The 19458-nt window shown below is 70.3% G+C and carries 22 protein-coding genes; 13 read left to right on the top strand and 9 right to left on the bottom strand.

The window, feature by feature from the left end; genetic code table 11:
• Nucleotides 1-150: 150 nt before the first annotated feature.
• Both LSF15_RS18335 and LSF15_RS18330 read left to right on the top strand, forming a co-directional pair.
• Entirely contained in the window at nt 151-552 is a 402-nt protein-coding gene (locus tag LSF15_RS18335; RefSeq protein WP_232500014.1) for a DUF7144 family membrane protein, read from the top strand.
• Between the two features lie 172 nt (nt 553-724).
• Nucleotides 725-2875 carry an acyl-CoA dehydrogenase family protein gene (locus LSF15_RS18330; RefSeq protein ID WP_232500013.1) on the top strand — a complete coding sequence of 717 codons (2151 nt, stop codon included), beginning with the start codon at nt 725-727 and terminating at the stop codon, nt 2873-2875.
• A 107-nt stretch (nt 2876-2982) separates the two neighbouring features.
• Here LSF15_RS18330 and LSF15_RS18325 read toward each other — a convergent pair whose 3' ends face one another.
• Nucleotides 2983-3816, bottom strand: coding sequence for an ABC transporter permease (locus LSF15_RS18325; protein ID WP_232500012.1), 834 nt, complete (start codon nt 3814-3816; stop codon nt 2983-2985).
• Nucleotides 3813-4832: an ATP-binding cassette domain-containing protein gene (locus LSF15_RS18320; RefSeq protein WP_232500011.1), complete on the bottom strand. Its 1020-nt coding sequence runs from the start codon at nt 4830-4832 to the stop codon at nt 3813-3815. The genes LSF15_RS18325 and LSF15_RS18320 overlap by 4 nt, the downstream gene beginning before the upstream one ends.
• Before the next feature lie 78 nt (nt 4833-4910).
• On the opposite strand from LSF15_RS18320, the gene LSF15_RS18315 reads away from it, so the two are divergent.
• Entirely contained in the window at nt 4911-5684 is a 774-nt protein-coding gene (locus LSF15_RS18315) for a TetR/AcrR family transcriptional regulator (RefSeq protein WP_232500010.1), read from the top strand.
• Nucleotides 5685-5705: 21 nt separating this feature from the next.
• Here LSF15_RS18315 and LSF15_RS18310 read toward each other — a convergent pair whose 3' ends face one another.
• The 3 genes from LSF15_RS18310 to LSF15_RS18300 are packed head-to-tail and all read right to left on the bottom strand — an operon-like array spanning nt 5706 to nt 7756.
• Nucleotides 5706-5882 carry an HPP family protein gene (locus LSF15_RS18310; protein ID WP_232500009.1) on the bottom strand — a complete coding sequence of 59 codons (177 nt, stop codon included), beginning with the start codon at nt 5880-5882 and terminating at the stop codon, nt 5706-5708.
• A gap of 24 nt (nt 5883-5906) precedes the next feature.
• On the bottom strand, nt 5907-6704 hold the full coding sequence (locus LSF15_RS18305; protein ID WP_232500008.1) for a glycoside hydrolase family 16 protein: 798 nt from the start codon (nt 6702-6704) through the stop codon (nt 5907-5909).
• 38 nt (nt 6705-6742) lie between these two features.
• A complete protein-coding gene (locus LSF15_RS18300; protein ID WP_232500007.1) occupies nt 6743-7756 on the bottom strand; it encodes a malate dehydrogenase in 1014 nt (337 codons plus the stop codon).
• 77 nt (nt 7757-7833) lie between these two features.
• Between LSF15_RS18300 and LSF15_RS18295 the strand changes: the two genes are divergently transcribed.
• The 4 genes from LSF15_RS18295 to LSF15_RS18280 all read left to right on the top strand — a co-directional run bounded on the left by LSF15_RS18295 (nt 7834) and on the right by LSF15_RS18280 (nt 10765).
• Nucleotides 7834-8475: a hypothetical protein gene (locus LSF15_RS18295; RefSeq protein ID WP_232500006.1), complete on the top strand. Its 642-nt coding sequence runs from the start codon at nt 7834-7836 to the stop codon at nt 8473-8475.
• 62 nt (nt 8476-8537) lie between these two features.
• The gene (pip, locus tag LSF15_RS18290; RefSeq protein WP_232500005.1) at nt 8538-9536 is read left to right on the top strand and encodes a prolyl aminopeptidase; all 999 of its coding nucleotides are present in this window, start codon (nt 8538-8540) and stop codon (nt 9534-9536) included.
• A gap of 9 nt (nt 9537-9545) precedes the next feature.
• Nucleotides 9546-10427, top strand: coding sequence for a KPN_02809 family neutral zinc metallopeptidase (gene ypfJ / locus LSF15_RS18285; RefSeq protein ID WP_232500004.1), 882 nt, complete (start codon nt 9546-9548; stop codon nt 10425-10427).
• A gap of 47 nt (nt 10428-10474) precedes the next feature.
• Nucleotides 10475-10765 carry a hypothetical protein gene (locus LSF15_RS18280; RefSeq protein ID WP_232500003.1) on the top strand — a complete coding sequence of 97 codons (291 nt, stop codon included), beginning with the start codon at nt 10475-10477 and terminating at the stop codon, nt 10763-10765.
• A gap of 17 nt (nt 10766-10782) precedes the next feature.
• On the opposite strand, the gene LSF15_RS18275 is transcribed toward LSF15_RS18280, so the two are convergent.
• Nucleotides 10783-11481 (bottom strand): alpha/beta fold hydrolase, encoded by a 699-nt coding sequence (locus LSF15_RS18275; protein WP_232500002.1) that lies wholly within the window; start codon nt 11479-11481, stop codon nt 10783-10785.
• 9 nt (nt 11482-11490) lie between these two features.
• Entirely contained in the window at nt 11491-12582 is a 1092-nt protein-coding gene (locus tag LSF15_RS18270) for an EamA family transporter (RefSeq protein ID WP_232500001.1), read from the bottom strand.
• A 48-nt stretch (nt 12583-12630) separates the two neighbouring features.
• Between LSF15_RS18270 and LSF15_RS18265 the strand changes: the two genes are divergently transcribed.
• Nucleotides 12631-13764, top strand: coding sequence for a zinc-dependent alcohol dehydrogenase family protein (locus tag LSF15_RS18265; RefSeq protein WP_269756619.1), 1134 nt, complete (start codon nt 12631-12633; stop codon nt 13762-13764).
• Nucleotides 13765-13772: 8 nt separating this feature from the next.
• On the opposite strand, the gene LSF15_RS18260 is transcribed toward LSF15_RS18265, so the two are convergent.
• Nucleotides 13773-14372: a TetR/AcrR family transcriptional regulator gene (locus LSF15_RS18260; RefSeq protein WP_232500000.1), complete on the bottom strand. Its 600-nt coding sequence runs from the start codon at nt 14370-14372 to the stop codon at nt 13773-13775.
• A 135-nt stretch (nt 14373-14507) separates the two neighbouring features.
• Here LSF15_RS18260 and LSF15_RS18255 point away from each other — a divergent pair, with 135 nt between their 5' ends.
• The 3 genes from LSF15_RS18255 (at nt 14508) to LSF15_RS18245 (ending at nt 17111) form a co-directional block, all read left to right on the top strand.
• Complete coding sequence (locus LSF15_RS18255; protein WP_232499999.1) at nt 14508-15167, top strand: dihydrofolate reductase family protein; 660 nt, start codon at nt 14508-14510, stop codon at nt 15165-15167.
• A gap of 31 nt (nt 15168-15198) precedes the next feature.
• Nucleotides 15199-16218, top strand: a complete 1020-nt coding sequence (locus tag LSF15_RS18250; RefSeq protein WP_232499998.1) for a PHP domain-containing protein — start codon at nt 15199-15201, stop codon at nt 16216-16218.
• A 95-nt stretch (nt 16219-16313) separates the two neighbouring features.
• Nucleotides 16314-17111, top strand: coding sequence for a hypothetical protein (locus tag LSF15_RS18245; protein ID WP_232499997.1), 798 nt, complete (start codon nt 16314-16316; stop codon nt 17109-17111).
• Here LSF15_RS18245 and LSF15_RS18240 read toward each other — a convergent pair.
• A complete protein-coding gene (locus LSF15_RS18240) occupies nt 17089-17259 on the bottom strand; it encodes a hypothetical protein (RefSeq protein ID WP_232499996.1) in 171 nt (56 codons plus the stop codon). The genes LSF15_RS18245 and LSF15_RS18240 overlap by 23 nt on opposite strands.
• 106 nt (nt 17260-17365) lie before the next feature.
• On the opposite strand from LSF15_RS18240, the gene LSF15_RS18235 reads away from it, so the two are divergent.
• Together LSF15_RS18235 and LSF15_RS18230 are read left to right on the top strand one after the other, a co-directional pair.
• Nucleotides 17366-18925, top strand: a complete 1560-nt coding sequence (locus LSF15_RS18235; protein ID WP_232499995.1) for a glycosyltransferase family 39 protein — start codon at nt 17366-17368, stop codon at nt 18923-18925.
• A complete protein-coding gene (locus LSF15_RS18230; RefSeq protein ID WP_232499994.1) occupies nt 18922-19398 on the top strand; it encodes a GtrA family protein in 477 nt (158 codons plus the stop codon). Before LSF15_RS18235 ends, LSF15_RS18230 begins: the two co-directional genes overlap by 4 nt.
• Nucleotides 19399-19458: the final 60 nt, after the last annotated feature.

Raw genomic sequence — 19458 nt, 5'->3', positions numbered from 1 at the left:
GACGTCATCCGCGACCGGCGGCCTCGAGCCACATCCGGCTTCGCGGGGCGCTCCTCGACCAGCGCTGACGAACCGCCCGCGTGAAAGGGTCGCGCCACCCTCGTGCCCAGCGATACATTGCAACCAATGCACACGGCGAAGGGGACGCACATGTCTGCATCGATCGATCGTCCGGGCGGGGTCACCCTCGTCGCGGTACTCGCGTGGATCTCGGGACTGCTCGATATCTTCGGCGGCACCATCCTGCTGTTCCAGACGAGCGTCGCGGCGACGGTCGAGCAGTTCGGTGGGGCGAGCGCGCTCATCACCTCGGCGATCATCTCGATCCTCGTCGGGGCGATCGTCGTCATCATCGCGACGATGCTGCTTCGAGGCAGCGCCACCGCGCGCATCGTCATCACCGTCTTCCAGGTGCTGTCGATCGCCGGGTCCATCTTCCTCGCGATCGCGTATCCGGCCGGTGCGATCGGCGAGTACTTCGGCATCGCCGTCTCGGTGATCGTGCTCGCCCTGCTCTGGTCGGGTCGCGCGAACGCCTTCTTCCGCAACTGACGACGCCTTGTGGATGTCCCATTGCCGGGGTGACTCGGGTTTGTAGAGTGCCCACAGCGGTCGTCGAGGCCCCGCCCGAGCGGTTTGTAGGGGCGGAACGCAGGGTTTCGTCGTGCTCGCGGGCGGTCATACCGTGGGAATGAAGCCCACGAACCCACACGAAGGACGCACGATGGTTGACACGGCACCCCGTACCACTTCGAAGACCACCAAGTCAGCGGGAGCTCCCCCGCGCCGCCCCGCCTCCGCCGCCGGGTCGAAGCCCGCCCGCCCCGCGACATCCGCACCCGTGCCCACGCCGGCGAACGGCGACGCCGCATCGCATGCGAAGATCGACGTCGCGTCGCTCGGCCGGCAGCTGCTGGGTACCTGGGCCGACCTTCGCCTCGTCGCGCGTGAACGCGCTGCGCAGCCCGACATGCAGCGCATCGACGGACAGTCGATGGCCGAGCACCGTGAACGGGTTCTCGGGCAGCTGAAGGCGCTCGTCGAGCAGGGGGCCGTGCACCGCGCGTTCCCGAAGGAGCTTGGCGGCCAGGACGACCACGGCGGCAACATCGCCTCGTTCGAAGAACTCGTCATCGCCGACCCGAGCCTGCAGATCAAGGCGGGCGTGCAGTGGGGGCTCTTCGGGTCCGCCGTGGTGCACCTCGGCACCGAGTACCACCATCAGACGTTCCTGCCCGACATCATGTCGCTGAAGGTGCCAGGCGCCTTCGCGATGACCGAGACCGGTCACGGGTCCGATGTCGCGGCGATCGGCACGACGGCCACCTACGACGAGGCCAAGCAGCAGTTCGTGATCAACACGCCCTTCCGCGGGGCGTGGAAGGACTACCTCGGCAACGCGGCGCTGCACGGCACCGCTGCGGTCGTGTTCGCGCAGCTCATCACCAAGGGCGTCAACCACGGCGTGCACGCGTTCTACGTGCCGATCCGCAACACCAAGGGCGGGTTCCTGAAGGGCATCGGCGGTGAGGACGACGGACTCAAGGGCGGCCTCAACGGCATCGACAACGGCCGGCTGCACTTCACGAACGTGCGCGTGCCGCGCGAGAACCTGCTCAACCGCTACGGCTCGGTGGCCGAAGACGGCACCTACTCGAGCCCGATCGCGAGCCCCGGCCGTCGCTTCTTCACGATGCTCGGCACGCTCGTGCAGGGCCGTGTCTCGCTCGACGGCGCGGCCACGAGCGCTGCGGCGATGGCGCTCACGATCGCCATCACCTACGGCAACCAGCGCCGTCAGTTCAACGCCGCGAGTGACACCGACGAAGAGGTGCTGCTCGACTACCAGCGGCACCAGCGGCGCCTGCTGCCGAAGCTCGCGACGACCTACGCGCAGGTCTTCGCGCACGACGAGTTCCTGCTGAAGTTCGACGCCGTGTTCTCGGGCAGGGAAGACACCGACGACGACCGTCAAGACCTCGAGACGATCGCCGCGGCGCTGAAGCCGCTGTCGACGTGGCACGCGCTCGAGACACTGCAGGAGGCCCGCGAGGCCACGGGTGGCGCCGGCTTCCTCGCCGAGAACCGCATCGTCGGCCTGCGCCAGGACCTCGACATCTACGTGACCTTCGAGGGCGACAACAACGTGCTGCTGCAGCTCGTGGCCAAACGCCTGCTCACCGACTTCTCGAAGCAGTTCGCGAACGCCGACGCGGGGGCGATGGCACGTTACGTCGTGCAGTCGACCGCCGAGCGCGCGTACCACGGCAGCGGCCTGCGACGCCTCGCGCAGACCATCGCCGACTTCGGCTCGACGGCCCGCTCGGTCACCGAGCTGCGCGACGAAGAGACGCAGCGCGAACTGCTGACCGATCGCGTCGAGGCCATGATCGCCGAGATCGCCGGCCACCTCCGCGATGCGCGCAAGCTGCCCAAGGCCGACGCCGCGGCGGCGTTCAACCGGCACCAGAACCAGCTCATCGAAGCGGCTCGCGCGCATGGCGAGCTGCTGCAGTGGGAGGCGTTCACCCGCGCTCTCGCGAAGACCACCGATCCCGGCACCAAGCAGGTGCTCACGTGGGTTCGCGACCTGTTCGGCCTCGGGCTCGTCGAGAAGCACCTGGCGTGGTACCTCATGAACGGGCGGCTCTCGCCGCAGCGCGCGCAGGCCGTGACCGCGTACATCGACCGACTGCTCGAGCGGCTCCGGCCGCACGCGCAGGACCTGGTCGACGCGTTCGGCTACACGCCCGAGCATCTGCGGGCGAAGATCGCGTCGGGCGCCGAGCTCGAGCGTCAGGACGAGGCGCGTGCCCACTACGCGGCGCAGCGGGCGGCGGGCACCCTGCCGGTGCCCGAGAAGTCCAAGAAGTAGCATCCGCTCGCGGGTCGAGGAGGTCGCTCTGCGACCGTCTCGAAACCACGTTGCTCGAGTTCGGTTTCGAGACGGCGCTGGCGGGCCTCCTCAACCCATGTGCCTTCCTAGCGCCGCAGGCGCCGGTACGCCGTCGCCGCGAGCGGCAGGAACACGCCGGTGATCACGAGTGGCCAGACGGATGCCGCGACCACGGCGTTCTCGGCGAGCCACCCGCTCGTCGCGCCCGTGGGGTTGCCGAACAACTCGCGCGCGGCGGTCGCGGTCGCGGAGACCGGATTCCACTCGGCGATCACGCCGAGCCACCCCGGCATCGTCTCGGCCGAGACGAAGACCGTCGACAGGAAGCCGATCGGCCAGACGAGCACCTGCACCGCCGTGGTCGCCCCGGTGCCGCGAAACGTCAGCCCGAGGAAGATGCCGAGCCAGAGCAGGCCGAACCGCAGCCAGAGCAGCAGCACGACGGCGACGGTGATCTCTGCCGGGCCGGTCGTCGGGTGCCAGCCGATGAGCAGGCCACCGAGCATCAGCACCGCGAGGCTCAGCGCTGACGAGCCGAGATCGGCGATCGCACGACCGAGTGCTACCGAGGCGCTCGTGATGGGCAGTGACCGGAAGCGGTCGGTGATGCCGCGCTTGGCGTCTTCGGCCATCGCGGTCATGGTCGATTCGAGACCGAAGAGCATGGTGAGGGCGAACATTCCGGGCAGCAGGTACGCGATGTAGTCGCCGCCGCCCGGTAGCTCGATCGCGCCGCCGAAGAGGAACCCGAACATCAGGATCAGCATGATGTTGAACGCGAGGCCGAACACGATGCCCCAGGGTTCGCGAATCTGGTGCAGGGCGTCGCGTCCGGCGATGAGCAGGCCCTCGCGCAGCGCGTTCGGGCGTCGGTCGCGCAGGTCGGCTGCCGCGGCGATGGGGGAGCGGGTGGTGGTCATCGTGCCTCCTGGACGGGGTCGAGTGCGGTGGGGCCGGTGTCGCCGGTGTCGCCGGTGTCGCCGGTGAGATGCAGGAACACCTCGTCGAGCGTGGGGCGGCGCAGGGTGAGGTCGTCGACGGCGAGACCCGCGGCGTCGAGTTCGCGCACGATCGGCGCGAGCGCTCGCGCGCCGTCGGCGACCTCGACGGTCACGGTGCGGGTATCCGCATCGACGGATGCCGCGGCGCCGGTAGCCCGGCCGATCACGTCGACCGCCTCGGCGAGCCGGGCGACCTCGGCGATGACCGCGTCGACCCGGTCGCCGCCGAGGCGGCGCTTGAGGTCGTCGGGTCGATCTTCGGCGATCACGCGGCCGTGGTCCATGACCGATACCCGGCTCGCGAGTTGATCGGCCTCGTCGAGGTACTGCGTGGTGAGCAGCACGGTGGTTCCGGAGGCGGCGATCTCGCGCACCGCCTGCCACACGGTGGCGCGGCCGCGCGGGTCGAGGCCGGTGGTCGGTTCGTCGAGGAACAGGATCGCGGGGGTGAGCACGAGGCTCGCGGCGATGTCGAGTCGTCTGCGCATGCCGCCCGAGAATCCCGTGACCGTCCGGTCAGCGGCATCCATCAGCTCGAATGCATCGAGCAGGTCGTGCGCCCGCGCTCGCGCGCGGGCTTTCGAGATGCCGCTGAGCCGGGCGAAGAGCACGAGGTTCTGGCGGGCGGTGAGCGCCTCGTCGACGGCGTGGAACTGGCCGACGAGGCCGATGCGCTCGCGAACCGCGGCGGGGTGCCGCCGCACATCGATGCCGTCGATCATGGCGGTCCCGCCGTCGATCGTCGTGAGCGTCGCGAGCGCGCGCACCGCCGTGGTCTTGCCGGCGCCGTTCGGGCCGAGCAGGCCGTGCACGGTACCCCGCTCGACGTCGAGATCGAAGCCGTCGAGCGCGCTCGCACGCCCATAACGCTTGCACAGGCCGGCGGCATGCAGTGCGGGGCTGGAACTGGGGTCTGGGTGGGTGGTCGGAGTCATCGCTCTCCTTTAACGTACTCTGTACGGAATTATTCCGATCGAGAGCGTACACCATACGGAGAATGTAGGCTAGCCCGCATGGCGACCGAATCCACCGGCCGGGGCGAGCCCGATCGCACGCTCAGGCTGCTGTGGCGCTCACGCCTCGGCGAGCCGGTCGGCACGCGCGGGCCCAAGCAGCGATCGAGTGTCGACGAGGTCGTCGGCGCCGCCATCCAGCTCGCCGACGACGAGGGTCTCGAGGCGGTGTCGATGCGCCGCATCGCCGATCGTCTCGGGCTGAAGCCGATGTCGGTCTACACCTACGTGCCGGGCAAGGCCGAACTGATCGACCTCATGGTCGACCAGGTGTCGGGCGAGGTGACGCTGCCCGTGCTCGACGGATCGCTTCGCGACCGACTCGCGGGAATCGCGCGCTTCCAGTGGAACGGATACCTGCGGCATCCGTGGCTCCTCTCGATCGACACGAGCCGGCCGCCGCTCGGGCCGAACGTGTCCGATCACTGGGAGTGGTGCCTGCGAGCCGTCGACGGGCTCGGCCTCACCGATCTCGATATGGATCGCGTCATCGCCCTGCTGCTCGGTTTCGTCTCGGGCCCGGCGCGCGACTACGCCGATGCCGAGCGGTTGCGCGCGTCGAGCCTCGAGTCCGACGTCGAATGGTGGGAGCGCAACGCGCCGCTGCTCGAGCAGATCATGGATCCCGAGCGGTATCCCGTCTCGGGGCGGGTCGGGCAGGCTGCGGGCGAGGCCTACAACGCCCCCGCCGACCCGGCCGATGCGTTCGAGTTCGGTCTGGCCCGCGTCATCGACGGCATCGTCGGGTACGTCGAGCAGGCCGACGAGCGCTGAGCGGAGCCGACGAAGGCCGGCCTACTCAGCGGGCGGCTTCATGAGCGCGCCCGCCGCGAGACCGACGGCGGCACCCGCCGCCAGCCACAGCCAGAATCCGGTCCACAGGCTCACCACGACGCCGATGATCAGGCCGACGACGATACCGACCATGATCTGCTTGCGACGGGCGGCGGGCGAGGGTGCGTCTGGGGCCATGCCCCCCAGCCTAAGTCGCAGGGATCACGTGGTGCGCGGGCGATACTCGCGAACGTGCGCCACCTCGAACACGAGCGGATGTGCGGAAGTGTCGCGAGCAGTATCGGTCGGCAATTCGTAGACATCGAGCATGAACTGCACCGGATAGTCGATCGACTGCTCGACGACCTTCACGAGTCGCCCGTCGATGAAGAACCGAAGTCGATCGGGCAGCCACTCGACGGCATAGTCGTGGAATGCAGTGAGATCGCCCTCGACACGCACCTTCTCGAAGTCCATCACGAGCCGCGGGTCGCGCTGGGGCTTCACCCCGACCCCGACCAGGCCGCCGGCCGCGTCGACCTCACTGCCGAAGATCTCGAAGATGCAGATCTCGCCGCAGTTCACCCCCTGGTCCTCGAAGCCGATCGGCCACAGGGCGACCATCGCCGACGGGTGGCGGATTCCGCGCACCCGCGCCTCGATCACGCCGAAGTGCGGAAGCCACAGCCGCTCCTCATCCTGCTCCTCGCGCACGACCAGTCCCGCTCGGAACCGGTGCTGACCGACCGGGCTGCCGACCGGCCCTGAGAACTGACCGGTCTGCAGGTGGGACACGCGCACATCGCCGTCGTACTCGGGTGACCACGGGGGCGTGTCCGCATCGATGCGCAGCTTCAGCGTGCCGCCGGAGACCTCGGAACGGGCACGAGTCGCCGCCCTCGAGCTCCAGTGCGGTGTGTAGTAGGGGAACCACCGCGTCTCGGCCAGGTCGTCCCCGTCGAACTGCTCGTCGACGGCGAGGTCGTAGCCCGAGAGGTCGAGTGTCGCGGCATCCGTCATCGTTGCCCCTTCAATCGGCGACCCATGCGCGCCATCGCTCAGAGGAGGCCGAGGGAGCGCACGGCCTCGCGCTCGTCTTCGAGCTCCGCCACCGATGCCGCGATGCGGCCTCGGGCGAAGTCGTCGACGTCGAGCCCCTGCACGACACGCCACGACCCGTCGACCGACTCGACGGGGAACGACGAGACCAGACCCTCGGGCACGCCATACGACCCGTCGGAGACGATCGCCGCGCTCGTCCACCCGTCGGGGGTGCCGCCGACCCAGTCGCGCACGTGATCGATCGTCGCCGAGGCCGCCGACGCGACCGATGACGATCCCTTCACCTCGATGATCTCGGCACCGCGCTTGGCCACGCGCGGAATGAACTCGTCGGTGAGCCACCGCGTGGCGGCGTCGGCACCGCCGAGGCGCGCCGCCAGCCGCTCGGGCACGGGTTCGCCCGCGGCGGTCGCGTAGGCGATGTCGGGGAATTGCGTCGCCGAGTGATTGCCCCAGATCGTGAGACCGCGGATGTCGCCGACCGAGGCGTCGACGGCGACGGCGAGCTGCCCGAGGGCACGGTTGTGATCGAGACGCGTGAGGGCGGTGAACCGATCGCGCGGGACATCGGGTGCATGCGCGGCCGCGATGAGCGCGTTCGTGTTCGCGGGATTGCCCACCGCGACGACCCGGATGTCGTCGGCCGCCCCCGCGTTGATCGCCGTGCCCTGCGGGCCGAAGATGCCGCCGTTCGCCGTGAGCAGGTCGCCGCGCTCCATTCCCGGCCCGCGCGGGCGCGCGCCGACGAGCAGCGCGTGGTTCGCGCCGTCGAAGGCGGCGGTCGCGTCGTCGTAGATCTCCACGTGGGCGAGGAGGGGAAAGGCCGAGTCCTGCAGTTCGAGGGCTGCGCCCTCGGCCGACCTCAGCCCCTGCGCGATCTCGAGCAGGTTGAGACGCACCGGCGTCTCGGGGCCCAGCATGGCACCCGAGGCGATGCGGAAGAGGAGGGCGTATCCGATCTGCCCGCCGGCTCCGGTGATGGTGATCGTGACGGGCCTGTTCGCTGCCATGGGTCGAGCCTAGCCGCGGCGCATCTGCCGTGAGTATGGTGAGAGCTGTGGAAGTCGAGGGTTCCGCACGATCACCGGTGCACGACGACGACCGAACGCCGCCGCGCATCCCGAGGCGCACGGCGCTGCGACGCTGGGCGTTCACCACCGGCTATCTCGGGCTCGCTTCTGCGCTCGCGCTCGCCCTGTTCTTCGCACTGGCCGATCCGTTCGGCGCCGAACTGCGCACCTGGTACTGGCTCGGTCCGGCGAACGACGTGCTGAGCGTCGTACTGGCGCTGGCACAGATCGTTGCCGCCCTCCTGCTCTGGCGCGCGCTCGCCCCAAGTGCAACACTTGCCGCGCTCGCCGTGGTGATGTCGCTCGCGACCGCCTACCTGGCGGTCACCACTGTGCGCATGCTCATGGGCCTCGCGACCCTCGACGACCAGTACGTGGCCGCGATCCCGGCGATCGCGCTCATGTTCGGCTTCCTCGTCGCCGCCGGCCTCGTCGGTCTGCGGCGCGATCGGATGTGCCACCGCCTCGCTCGCTGGGCTGTCGCGATCGGCTCGGCCGGGGGCGCCGCCCTGCTCGTGTTCGCGATCGGGTTCCTGCTGCCCGCCGGATCGGCCGGCCAGTGGACCGTGTTCATCATCGGCGGTATCGCCGGAGCGTTCGCGTATGTCGCCTATCCCGTGTGGTGGCTCGTCGTGGGCTTGATTCCCCTGCAGAGATGAGTGGGCCGGTGCCTGCGGCGCGGCACCCGGGCGGGGCATCCGTCGCTCGGTACCGTGAGCAGATGCGAGAGATGTATCCGGAGATCGAGCCGCTGGAAACCGGCATGCTCGACGTGGGGGACGGACAGCACATCTACTGGGAGGTGTCCGGTAACCGGAACGGCAAACCCGTGGTGTTCCTGCACGGCGGCCCGGGCGCCGGCACGAGTCCGTCGCATCGTCGCCTGTTCGACCCCGAGCGCTACCGCATCGTGCTGTTCGACCAGCGCGGCTGCGGGTTCTCGATCCCGCATGCCAGCGAACCGAAGGCCGACCTCTCGGCGAACACGACGTGGCACCTCGTCGCCGACATGGAGCGACTGCGCGGGCACCTCAGCATCGACCGCTGGCAGGTCTTCGGCGGCTCGTGGGGGAGTGCGCTGGGACTGGCATACGCGCAGACGCATCCCGAGCGGGTGACCGAACTCGTGCTGCGCGGCATCTTCACGCTGCGTCGCCAGGAGCTCGACTGGTTCTACGAGGGCGGCGCGTCGGCGGTGTTCCCCGACCTTTGGGAGGAGTTCCTCGCTCCGGTCGCGCCGGCCGACCGCGCCCACCTCATCGAGGCATACGGGCGGCTGCTCGCCGACCCGAACCCCGAGGTATACGAGCCCGCGGCGATCGCCTGGTCGCGGTGGGAGTCGTCGACGATCACCCTGCTGCCCCATGCCGAGACGATCGCCCGGTTCACGGCACCCGAGTACGCCGCGGCGTTCGCGCGCATCGAGAACCACTACTTCCGCCACGGCGGCTGGTGGGCCGAGGGTCAGCTGATCCGGGATGCCTCGCGGCTTCGCGACATCCCGACCGTGATCGTGCAGGGCCGCTACGACATGTGCACGCCCGTGATGACGGCGTGGGACCTGCACCGCGCCTGGCCCGAGGCCGAGTTCACCATCGTCGACGATGCCGGGCACGCCTACGACGAACCCGGCATCCTCGACGCCCTCATCACCGCGACCGATCGCTTCGCCGAGGATTCGCAGGGCGATTCGCCTTCGGACGCGAACGAGTCGGAGTAGTTTCACGTCATGACGTTCAATCCCGACGCGGACATCAGCGGGGGCAAGGCCTCCAAGCGAGGGCGCAACACGGGCATCGCCGTGGCGGGCGGCGGCATCGGCGTTATCGCGCTGTTCGTGATCTCGCAGTTCCTCGGCGTCGACCTCACGGGCCTCTTGGGCGGCGGCGAGCAGCCGCCTGCTGAGGACTCATCACTCGAGCAGTGCCGAACCGGTGCCGACGCCAACGAGGACATCGAGTGCCGCATGCAGGGAGCCTCGGCCTCGCTCGAGGCGTACTGGTCGACCGAGGGCCCGGCGATCGGGCTCAGCAACTACGTCGGACCGCAGGATCTGATCCTCTTCGACACTGCGACGACCACGGGATGCGGCAACGCGTCGTCGGCGACCGGGCCGTTCTACTGCCCGCCCGACCAGATGATCTACATGGACGTGACGTTCTTCGACGAGCTGCGCAGCCGATTCGGCGCCAGCGGCGGCCCGCTCGCGCAGATGTACGTCGTCGCACACGAGTGGGGCCATCACATCCAGAACATCGGCGGCATCCTCGAACGCTCGCAGGACGGGCAGACCGGCCCGACGTCGAACGCGGTACGGGTCGAGCTGCAGGCCGACTGCTTCGCGGGTGCGTGGACGGCGAATGCCGCGACCGTGCCCGACGACAGTGGGGTGCCGTTCCTGCAGGAACCCACCGAAGCCGAGATCCGCGATGCGCTCGATGCCGCGGCCGCCGTCGGCGACGATCGCATCCAGCAGGCAACGCAGGGGCAGGTGAGTCCGCATACCTTCACCCACGGCACCAGCGAGCAGCGTCAGCGGTGGTTCGCGGTCGGATATCAGCAGGGTGCCGGCGCCTGCGACACGTTCGGCGTCGCCGGGTCGCAGCTCTGACCGTGAGTCCCCCAGCCGTCGCTGCACGATTCTCGGGAATCCGCGTCATGATCGCCGCGGTCGGGCGTCTCTTCGGTGAGCGCGTATCGTGCGCGCCGGAAACCGAGAGAGCTCGATCCATGCGCCGAAGTCGCGACACCAGTGTTCCCCATCGCGAGTTCTTTCGCGCGGTCGTGATCGGTGAGACGGTCGCGCTCGCGTGCACCTGCGCGCGCGGCGAAGACCACTGGTTCGAGCCGGGTGAGGAGAACCCAGGCGATCCGCGCATCGGTGCGCGACTCCGAGCGAAGCTCGCCCTGGCCGACGACGGCGAACGCCCGTCGAATGAACGCGGCTGACGAGCGGGATCCCCGTCTCAGCCGGCCAAGGTCGCGACGATCGCCTGACCCAGCTGGACCGGCTTGGTGAACTGCGGCCAGTGCCCGGTGGGCAGGTCGACGTAGTCGGCGTGCTTCACCTTCGCGAGTTCGCGGGTGAACGGCGAACCCGCGGCGATCCACTCGGTGAGCATGGCGCTCGGGAACTCGCACGCGATGACCGTGATGGGAACGTCGTACCGGCGTTCGTCGGTGAGTTGCATCGCATCGGTCGCGACCGCGGCGGGCTGGGGGATCGCACGGGCACGGAACGCGGCCCTGATCTCGTCGTCGAGGTCGACGAGGTCTGCGTCGTCGAACGCCTCCCATGCGGGGAAGGGCATGTCGGCGCCCTCGATGGGCAACTCGTCGTTGATGCTGGCGCCTTCGCCGAGCGGCCCGGCATCGACGTACACGACGCGGGCGATGCGATCGGGCCGAGTGTCTGCGACGCCGTGCGCGATGGCCCCGCCGCCCGAGTGGCCGACGAGCACGACCTCGCCGTCGAGTGAGTCGACCACGGCCGCCACGGCATCGATGTGGGTGCGCAGTCCGATGCCCGATCGGTCGGCGTCGACCGATTCGAGGCCGGGAAGCGTGAGCGCATGCACGGTGTGGCCAGCCTCTTCGAGGAGCGGCGTGACCTGCTGCCACGATGATGCGTCGAGCCAGAATCCGGGAATGAGAATGACGTCCATACGGCGAGGCTAACGGGCGCCACCGACACCGCGAACGGGGGCTGCGGTCGCGTCAGCCGCGTGCTCCGGAACCGCTGCCGACGGCTCAGGGCGCGCTCGGTCGCGCCGGCCTGCGCGACAGCCGACGCGCCCGCCGCCCCTGCGACCGGTCGCGAGCAGCACGATCCCGGCGGCGAGCACGACGAGCCCGGCGACCGCGCCGGCCGGGAGCGTCTCGCCGAGGACCACCACGCCGAGCAGCCCCGCCGTCAGCGGCTCGGCGAGCGTCAGCGTCGACACCGTCGCGGGCGCGAGCCCGGAGAGGCCGAACCCGAACAGCACGTAGGCGAGCGCCGTCGCCACGAGGCCGAGCCAGAGCGCCATCGCGATGCCCGGACCGGTCGCGAGCCACGAGGCATCCGTCATCGCGAGCACGGGCACGCTCGCGACGCCGGCCGCACCGAACAGCGCGCCCATGCTGCCGGTCGCGGTCCAGCCGCGATCGAGCAGCGCCTTCGCCGCGAGCGTGTAGACGGCGTAGGAGGCGCCGGCGCCGACCGAGGCGAGCAGGCCGAGCGGGTCGGCCGATGCGGCTCCGGCACCGCCACCGACGACCTCTGCGCCCGACCCGGTCGAGGCCGCGAGGATCGCGACCCCGACCGTCGCGATCGCCGTCGCCGCCCCCCAGCGGTGGCCGGGGTAGCGCCGGTGCAGCGCCCAGTCGAGTGCTCCCGTGAGGACCGGCGCCGAGCCGAGCGCGACGACCGTGCCGACGGCCACGCCGTTCGCGGCCGTGCCGGCGAAGAACGCGGGCTGGTAGGCGAGCACGCCTGCCGCTCCGACCCCGATGAGCGCCCAGGTGGGCAGTCGGCGCGCGGGGGCGCGAACGGCGGTCGGATGTCCCGGGCCACGCCGGCGCGTCGATGCGGCGGGTGTGCCGACCGCGTCGCGCCGACGCGCCGCGACGCTCAGGACGACCGCGACGAGCCCGAGTGCGCCGCCGCCCACGACGAGCCGCGCGGCGCCGATCGAAAGCGCGCTCGCGTCGGGCCCGAGGGCCTGCGCGGTGCCCGTGGTGCCGAAGCACACGGCGGCGAGCAGCACGGCCAGGACGAAACGCATGGCATATTGTTACACAATCTGCGCACCGCGGCAGCGGGTAGGCTGCGGATGTCGCACGCGCGGCGCGGCGACGAGGCCGTCGCCACGCGGCATCCGATCGCCCTGAATCCCCGCAGGGTCACCCGAACCGGAAGGATTCCCGTGCGCGCCGTGCACTTCAACGCCTTCGGTGAGCAGCCCGAACTCGCCGACATCCCCGAGCCCGAGTGCCCGCCTCGCGGGGCGGTCATCAGGGTGCGCGCGACCGGTCTCTGCCGCAGCGACTGGCATGCGTGGATGGGGCACGACGACACGGTGTCGCTGCCGCACGTTCCGGGGCACGAGTTCGCGGGCGAGATCGCGGTGCTCGGCTCGGAGGTCGGCCCCGAGTCCGGCTGGGCCGTCGGCGACCGGGTCACCGCGCCCTTCATCTGCGCCTGCGGGCGCTGCGACGAGTGCCGCTCGGGCAACGAGCAGGTCTGCGACAACCAGTCGCAGCCGGGCTTCACGCACTGGGGATCGTTCGCCGAGTACGTCGCGATCGACGAGGCCGAGCTCAACCTCATCCGCCTGCCCGACTCGCTCGGGTTCGTCGAGGCCGCATCGCTCGGGTGCCGGTTCGCGACGGCGTACCGAGCGATCATGGCGCGCAGCCGACTCGCCACCGGCGAGCAGATCGCGGTGCACGGATGCGGCGGGGTCGGGCTCTCGGTGATCATGATCGCCGTGGCGGCCGGGGTGAAGGTCTACGGGGTGGACGTCTCGGACGCGGCGCTCGCCGCAGCCGAGAAGCTCGGTGCCGTGCCGGTGCGCGGCGGCGAGGGCGCGGCGGAGCGCATCCTCGACGCGTCGGGCGGCGGCGTCGACGTGTCGGTCGACGCGTTCGGCAGCACCGAGACCTCGTTCGCGTCGGTGCGGAGCCTCAAGAAGCGCGGCCGCCACGTGCAGATCGGGCTGATGCTCGGTGACAATGCGCTCGCCGCGATGCCGATGGATGCCGTCATCGCCGGCGAACTCGAGATCCTCGGCAGCCACGGCATGGCCGCGCACGAGTACCCGTCGATGCTCGGTGCGGTCGCGTCGGGCTACTTCAGGCCGATCGAGCTCGTCGGTCGGCGCATCACGCTCGACGAGGTGCCGAAGGCGCTCGCCGCGATGGGCACGGCCGGCAACAGCTCGGGCATGACCGTCGTCGAACTGTAGTCGGGGGCTCAGCGGCTCGGCGTCAGCACCGCCAGCACGGTGTCGGTGATCAGGGCGGGAGCCTGCGCTTCGGTGATGTCGCCGCGGTGCAGGGCGTCGGCGGCACCGTGCACGGTGCTGTGCGCCACCTCGATGAGCCAGGCGATCGGCAGGTCGGATCGGAACGCGCCCGACGCCTGGCCGCGCTCGATCAGCCCGCGCATGCGGATGATGGGCTGCACGTGCGCATCGTGGATGTCGTCGGGCGGCAGCGCCGCCTCGGCGGCCACGACGAGGGAACCGTACCGGTGCGTCAGCCGCCACGTCGCTTCGAGCAGCCGGGCGATCGCCTCGCGCGGGTCGCCCTCGAGGTCGAGGTCGTTCAGCTCTCGGTCGGTGTCGTCGATGGCGCGATTCACGACCTCGCGGATCAGCGCCGCCCGCGAGTCGAAGTGCCCGTAGAGGGTGACCCGCCCGACTCCGGCTGCTTTGGCGATGTCGTTGACACTGACGTTCGGGTCCTTGGCGAGCGACACGGTGGCCGCCTCGATGATCGCGGCGATGTTCTTGCGGGCGTCGGCGCGCTTGGCGCCGGTGGCCGCCGCGGTGCCCAGGGTCTGCATCGTCATCCTCTCGTCCTCGTGTTGAGACACTATCGCCGAATCCCGGTTCTCGGACACATGTGTCAACATTGTGGTTGTCAAACAATGATGTTCGAGTTAGATTCTCTGCGAACAGTTTTTCGACGACGAGAGGAACCACCGATGCCCGAGTTGACCGTCGACTTCATCACCTCGCTCGACGGCTACGGCGCTGCAGAAGGATGGCCGGGGTTCTGGGGCATGGAGGGGCCCGAGTACCTGCAGTGGCTGGCCACGACGCCCGAGCGCGACCACCCGGCCCTGATGGGGGCCAACACCTATCGCCTGATGGCGGGGATGGCCGCGGAGCACCCCGATGAGGCCGGCATGGCCGAGATGGCGGCGATGCCGAAGGTGGTGTTCTCCTCGACGCTCGATGAGCCGTTGTTCTGGCCGAACACCGAGTTGATCCGCGGCGACGCGATCGAGGCGGTGCGACAGATGAAACGCGAGGGCACCCTGCCGCTGCGCACCCTCGGCAGCCTCTCGCTGTGCCGCTCGATGCTCGCCGCCGGCCTCGTCGATCGGTTCCGCGTCGTGCTGTTCCCGGTGATCACCGGCGCCACCGGCCGGGAGCGCATCTACGACGGGTACCCCGACGTCGCGCTCGAGCTGGTCGCCAGTCGCCTGTTCGACGGGCGCCTGCAGTTGCTCGAGTACGTCCCGACCGTGCTCGCCGGGCCGCCCCGCTCCGGGGGTGCATTCGCGCCACCCCGAGACGAGTACGCACGTGATTCTGGCGCGAAAGCACCCCCGGAACGGAAGAGCGTGATTTCCGAGTGACGGATGCCCCGGGGCGGGCCACAATGGTCGGGTGGACCCCGTCGCAGCGCTCGAGGAGATCGCCTTCCTGCTCGAACGCGATCGGGCGTCGGCGTTCAAGTCGAAGGCGTTCCGTCGGGCGGCCGAGGCCGTGCGGGGGCTCGACGCCGACGAGATCGCCGCGCGCGTGCGCGACGGCAGGCTCAAGCGCATGGCGGGCATCGGCGACTCGACGTTCACGGTCATCGCACAGGCCGTCGACGGTGCAGTGCCCGACCGGCTCGCCTCGCTGCGGGCCGAGGCGGGCCTCTCGCCGACAGGCGTCGTCGAGGGCCTGCGCGCCGAGCTGCGCGGCGACCTGCACAGCCACACCGACTGGAGCGACGGCACCACGAGCCTCGAGGTGATGGCCCGCGCGGGCGCCGCACTCGGCCTCGGGTACCTCGCGATCACCGACCACTCGCCGAGCCTGCGCGTCGCCAACGGCTTGAGCGCCGAGCGCCTCACCGAGCAGCTGGGGCTGCTCGCCGACGTGCAGGCACGCGTCAGCGACATCCGCCTGCTCGCCGGAATCGAGGTCGACATCCTGCTCGACGGCAGCCTCGACCAGACGCCCGAGATGTTCGAGCGACTCGATGTGGTCGTCGCGAGCGTGCACTCGAAACTGCGCATGGAGCGTCGCGAGATGACCGAGCGGATGCTCCGTGCGATCGCCGACCCGCACATGAACGTGCTCGGGCACTGCACCGGGCGGCTCGTGGAAGGCTCCCGCGGCACGAGACCGCAGTCGGAGTTCGATGCCGAGGTGGTGTTCGCGGCGTGCGCCGAGCACGACGTCGCGGTCGAGATCAACTCGCGGCCCGAGCGTCAGGACCCGCCCGACGAACTCATCCAGGTCGCGCTCGAGGCCGGGTGCCTCTTCTCGATCGACAGCGACTCGCACGCCCCGGGGCACCTCTCGTTCCTCGAGCTCGGCGCCGCGCGCGCGACCGCCAACGGGGTGCCGGCCGAGCGCATCATCACGACGTGGCCGGTCGAGCGGCTGCTCGAATGGACTGGCGCTGGTCGTTGACCCCATGGAATGACGTGGCGTGGCGCGCCGTCAGACGAACGAATGGCGCAGACCGTTGGGTTGTCGGTCGGCAGAACGCGCGGGAGGATCGACGCATGGGTCGACGCTGGGGCGGTCGCATGCTGCTCGTGATGGCGGCGGCGCTCGGTGCCGCCGTGCTCGCGGGGTGTGCCACGGCCGCGCCGTCGCCCGGCGCGGCGCCGAGTCCGTCGGCGCCGTCATCGGGCATCGACACCGACGCCACGCTGCGGTGCGGCGACACGCCCGTGCCCGCTCGAGCACTCACCGAGCCGCGGCCGGCCACCGAGCTGTCGGCCGAGGTGCTGGCCGTGCTCGAGAATCCGCTGGCGGATGTCGACGAGCCGCTGTCGGATTGGCTCATCGCTCATGAGACCGTCGAGCGCGTGGTCATCATGCGCGAGCGCGAGGAGCCCGTGGATCTGGGCGGGGGCGACATCGCAACCTACGATCTCCGTGCGATCGAGGCGGCCGACGAGCATGCGCTCCCGCTCGACGCGCCGTGGGGCCTTGTCGGCGCAGCGAACTGCACCCCGAGGATCGACCTCGGAACCCTCACCGGGGCGGGCGTGACGCTCGACCCCGACGCTCTTCCGGATGGTGGTGACGAGCGGATCGTCCTGCTCGTCACCGAGCGGGAGTGCAACTCCGGCCGGCCGGCGACCGACCGGGTCGAACTCGTCGAACTCGTCGAGACCGAGACCACCGTGGAGGTCGTCATCGGAGTGCGACCCCATGAAAGCGGGGCGTTCACCTGCCCGTCGAATCCGCCGACCCCCTTCACGGTCGAACTCGAGCAGCCGCTCGGTGACCGCGTGATCTTCGACGCTGCAGTGGCTCCCGCTCGCGAGATCAGCGCGGGGGAGCGGTACTGACCTCGCGCAGCCGCCCGACGAACGGGGCGAAGACGACGGCGACGAGCCCGAGGAATCCACCGAGCACGAAGGCGCCCTGCGTCCCGACGACCTGCGCTGCGACATCCGCTGCACCGTCACCGGCGGCAGCCGCCGCGCCGATCGCCATTGCGGCGATGAAGAGCGCGGTGCCCCGATCAGGGGGCCGCTGCAGCTTTTCAGCAAGGCTTCAGGTCACCCGAGGACGATTGGCCCCGACGGAGGGGGGTCTGTCGATGCGCGCGCCGATCGCTGCGAGCGACACGCACCCTGCCGAGGCGTCGAGCGCCGGCCTGAAGCCTTCCGTGCGCACCCGCAGACGAGTTCTCGAGTGGGGTGCACGGTTCGCCGCGCCACTGCTCGGGTCGGCCGCGGCAGTGCTGGTGTTCGCCGGAGCCGGGGTCCCGTCGTACTGGGGCGACGAAGCCGCGAGCGTGGTCTCGGCCGGCCGGCCGCTGCCGAGCCTGTTCGCGATGCTCGCTCACGTCGATGCGGTGCACGGGCTCTACTACCTCTTCCTGCACGGCTGGACCGCCCTCGTCGGCACCTCGGAGGCCCTCGTGCGGTTGCCGAGCGCGGTCGCCATCGGGTTCGCCGTCGCCGGAACGGTCGTGCTCGGCGTTCGGCTCGGCTCACGGTCGACCGGAATCCTGGCGGGAATGGTGCTCGCAGTGCTCCCGGTCGCAACCCGCCTGGGGATCGAGGCGCGTTCCTACCCATTCGTGATGGCCGCGGGGGTCTGGCTCCTCGTCTGGCTCGTCGTGCTCGTGCGGCGCCAGGAGCTGCGATGGTTCGTCTGGTCGGCGTACGCGGCGGCGTGCGCCGCGGCCCTGTACCTCTACCTCTACCTCGCGCTGCTCGTGTTCGCGCAACTCGCGATCGTCATGGCGTTGCGCGGCACCCGGCCGACGATGCTGCGATGGCTCGCGGCATCCGTCATCGCAGCACTGCTCGCCGTACCGATCCTCCTGGTCGGCATCTCGCAGAGCGATCAGGTCTCCTTCCTCGCCAGGCGCGACTATGCGAGCGCCGAATCGGTGCTGGTGCGCCAGTGGTTCGGAACTGCCGAGTGGTTCGCGGCCGTGGGGTGGCTGCTCGTGCTCGCCGCGGTCGCGACGGTCGCGTTCGTTCCGGCGATGCGGGGGTCACGGCCGCTCGTCGTCATCGCCTCGGCGTGGATCGCCGCGCCGACGGCCGCGCTGCTCGTGATCGACGCGTGGATCGCACCCACCTACAACCCGCGCTACCTCTCGTTCTGCGCGCCGGCGCTCGCCATGCTGCTCGCGGTCGGACTGCGTGGTCTCGGGGTCGTCGTGGCGGAACTGAGTCGGCGTGACGGCGCTCGCCGTCTCATACCGCTCGTCGGGCTGGTGCTCGTCGCAGCGCTCTCCGTGCCCGGGTATCTCGCCCAGCGAGGCCCGTTCGGCAAGGGCGGCGCCGACTTCCGCCAGGCCGCCGACGTGATCGCGGCCCGCGCATCGACGGGTGACGCGATCGTCTTCGACGACTCGGTGCGTCCGTCGAGAAAGCCCCGGCTTGCGTTGAACCTCTACCCCGACCGGTTCGCGGGGCTCGATGACGTCGCCCTGCGACAGCCGCTGGCCGCCACGAACCGCCTGTGGGACGCGGTGACGCCGCTCGACGAGGTCGACGATGTTCGCGAGCACAGCCGAGTCTGGGCGGTGGTGGTGGGCCGGAAAGCGCCCGACCTCGATACGCTCCGGTTGCTCGGATTCTCGGTCGAACGCGCCATCCCGGTGCACCGCGTGGTGGTCTACGAGATGGTCAGGCCGTGAGCGCGCCGTCGGGGCGCCTGAGCAGACAGGCTGCGACGTTCGTCGCGGTCGGCGGCGCGGGATGGCTCCTCGATGTCGCCGTGTTCAACCTGCTCACCGCCACCGTGCTCTCATCGGACGTCGAGGGCGGGCCCATCGTCGCCAAGGCGATCTCGACGACGCTCGCGATCATCGCGAACTGGATCGGCAACCGCACCTTCACGTTCCGTGAGACGCGCCGCACCGACGTCGTCCGTGAGGCCGTCGAGTTCGTGCTCGTGAGCCTGGCGGGAGGTGCGATCGCGATCGGATGCCTCGCGGTGTCGCACTACGTGCTCGGATTCACGTCGCGTCTGGCCGACAACATCGCGGCGAACGTCGTGGGGCTCGCGTTGGGTGCGGCCTTCCGCTTCGTCGTCTACCGCTCGTGGGTATTCAGCCCGCGCCGCGCATCGGCGGAGCCGGTGCGCTCGGTGGTGGAGCGGGCGCCGTGACCTCCCCCTGTGCCCGACGCTAGGCGCCTACTGTGCCCGACGCGGCGCCTCCTGTGCCCG

This window comes from Agromyces humatus (assembly GCF_021228295.1).
Lineage (GTDB): Bacteria > Actinomycetota > Actinomycetes > Actinomycetales > Microbacteriaceae > Agromyces > Agromyces humatus.
Note: the sequence above shows the minus strand (reverse complement) of the source record. Positions and strands in the feature narration are given on the sequence as shown.